The sequence below is a fragment of the Halomonas stenophila genome (assembly GCF_014192275.1).
Taxonomy (GTDB): domain Bacteria; phylum Pseudomonadota; class Gammaproteobacteria; order Pseudomonadales; family Halomonadaceae; genus Halomonas; species Halomonas stenophila.
Window position 1 is genome coordinate 1 of record NZ_JACHXR010000029.1, and the last position, 2,286, is coordinate 2,286.

The 2,286-nt window shown below is 55.6% G+C and carries 3 protein-coding genes; all 3 read left to right on the top strand.

Annotation, left to right across the window (positions count from 1 at the left end):
• The first annotated feature begins 94 nt into the window (after positions 1-94).
• The 3 genes from FHR97_RS20025 to FHR97_RS20035 all read left to right on the top strand — a co-directional run bounded on the left by FHR97_RS20025 (position 95) and on the right by FHR97_RS20035 (position 2,245).
• Complete coding sequence (locus FHR97_RS20025; RefSeq protein ID WP_183385559.1) at positions 95-418, top strand: hypothetical protein; 324 nt, start codon at positions 95-97, stop codon at positions 416-418.
• A 148-nt stretch (positions 419-566) separates the two neighbouring features.
• Positions 567-1,583: a hypothetical protein gene (locus FHR97_RS20030; protein WP_183385561.1), complete on the top strand. Its 1,017-nt coding sequence runs from the start codon at positions 567-569 to the stop codon at positions 1,581-1,583.
• A complete protein-coding gene (locus tag FHR97_RS20035) occupies positions 1,580-2,245 on the top strand; it encodes a hypothetical protein (RefSeq protein ID WP_183385562.1) in 666 nt (221 codons plus the stop codon). Before FHR97_RS20030 ends, FHR97_RS20035 begins: the two co-directional genes overlap by 4 nt.
• Positions 2,246-2,286: the final 41 nt, after the last annotated feature.

Here is a 2,286-nt window from a genome sequence, read left to right on the forward strand (position 1 = left end):
TCACTTTGGTCGGTAAAGCAGGGAGGGTACCGGCGCTGGCCCTCCTGCCTCTACCGTGCGGTCCAAAGTGCTGCGGTTATTCTATGAATCCAGGATGACAGCCAATAAAGCCCATACACTGCGGCCCGATATAGCCGGACCACATCGGGCCGGAGATTGCGAATCTTTTCCCGGTGGCAAAGTCAGCTACCTTTCACCGGCTCCCTTGCCCACAGGCGAAGCACCCGTGGATTTCAATCAGGCCATCGGTGAGGTCAACGATACCTATCTGGACTTCGGAGGCGGCCTGCCCACGCCCTTTACTTGGCAGTTTGCTCTAGGGATACCTTTTATTGGGTTTTTAATGATGGCGTTAGTATTTCCTGTATTCTCTGCGTTGATGACGTCGAATTCAGAGTACTTTTTTAAGCGAGTTTAAGGTTTTCTTTCCTGTTGGTTTTGAATTGGGGCATGGGGGGAGGTCTTACCCTTGCTTTGGCCTTGTTTATCAAAACCCAAGGCTCTAATATGTACCTGTCCCTGATTGTTCCGGGGCTGTTGCATTTGCAGCAGGACTCTTTACAGCGGTGCTGCAAGCCATCGATGCTTATCAACTCTATCAGCAGGGGCTGAAAGATTCGGCCAGGTGGACGGCGGGCGCCAGTGGTGCGATTGCCGTGGGCAGCTATGTGGGCTCTGGCTATGGCCAGGGGTTGGCGAACGCCGCCAGGATGCAGCTGGTTCGCAATCGCTTCCTGCACGGCCTGCTGGGCCTGATAGGCACGCCGCGGCCGGTGCCGGTGATGCTGGTCAGCCTCGGAGTGGCGCTGGTCTGCCAATATATGGCGACTAACTCTCGTGACGATCGTCTCTCCCTCTGGGTACGCTATGGGCCCTTTGGACATGAAAGGGATGAACTGGCCGGTCGGCTCGAGTCCCTGGCGGATGACGATGAGCAGGACAAGCATGATTATCTTGAACCCCTCCAATCGGCCTCGCCCGAAGAAGGATATTTCCAACTATTGCAGGGGCTCTTCCAGGCGCATTTCGAACTGGTGACGCCGGGAGGACTAGTCGATCTCGATTCCGGTTTCCGCGACTGCGATATCGCCCTGCGGTTGACCTGCCCCGCCTTGCAGTTCGGGGAGTTCTCCTTGCCCATCCCCAACCTGATGGCCGACTATTCGGCCCCGGTAGCCGACAGGCGGTTCACCTATCAGTATGCGCCCATGGATCGGCGTCGGCTCTTGGTGGAAGTCGATCGGCGAGATCCCAACGATGCCAAGGTGCGATATCTTGGCCTGCGGTTACCCGATAAGTGGCGCCGCATGGGCGTACCTTCGGTGCCGGGGTTCGGTGGTGTGCCCGCCGACTGGCTCATGGCCAATCAGGCAAGCTTCCGTCATGAGCCCGAGTTTCAGAATGCCTACCATCGAGGAGAGTCGCTGGTACGGCTGAGCCTGGAAGACGTCGAGGGCGAGGGCACCATCGAGTACTGGGACCCCGCCGAGCGGAAACATCGAGAACTGGACGACCGGGTTAGTCTGCTGGCGCAGCCGGTGAACCTGACCTGGCGCTGGAACAAGCAAGGAGGCAGGACATGAGCGACGCTACGCGGCCGGAAGAGCGGGAAGGGTACGAGAAGACGGCCTTTACGGCGGATCGTATCCCCCGCCAGGCGCCGCCGCCGCCCAAGGGTAAGCTCGGTAAGCTGGGTGACGCCTTCGATATGGCACGCCTGCCCTGGGGGCATTATATCGGCGTCAACCCCTCCCAGTTCGAATATGAGTATTCGGAATCATGGTACATGCCCTATGAATACATGGGAGATAAAGACTTTCACGACTATAATATGATCAACGAGATACGCTGGTCGAAGTTTGTCGATGAAAATATCAGTCTGATCTACCGGTTCTTTCGTTTCTGGTTCGTTTTTTGGACGCATCTTTTAAGTTTTGTGGGAGGGGCGGGATATTTTGTTTTAGGAGTGGCTGTTTTTACTTCAGTTATGGCAGCTTTTATGCAGTTTTTTTCAGACTCGCCAGAATATCCTCTTTTGTTGCTTGTTATGCCGCTAAGTGTTTTCGCGTTTTGTGGGATATGTACTTTGCTAAGAAGGCTCTACGAGACCCAGAGCATTCGTTTCTACAAGAGCAACAAGAACTGGTCGGATGATGTCGCTTTCTGTCGCCGCTCCGGCCTGGTAAAGAGCGAGTTATCGTCAAATCTGGTGGATGGCGGTCAGGCCGCATTCCTGTCTGATTGATCGGCTACCTGCTCCCCGTCCTGGAACTTGACGTTGCTGAC

Bases quoted from the DNA above. Each gene is read 5' to 3' on its own strand.
- FHR97_RS20025 (WP_183385559.1), top strand. From the start codon at position 95: ATGACAGCCAATAAAGCCCATACACTGCGGCCCGATATAGCCGGACCA.
- FHR97_RS20035 (WP_183385562.1), top strand. From the start codon at position 1,580: ATGAGCGACGCTACGCGGCCGGAAGAGCGGGAAGGGTACGAGAAGACG.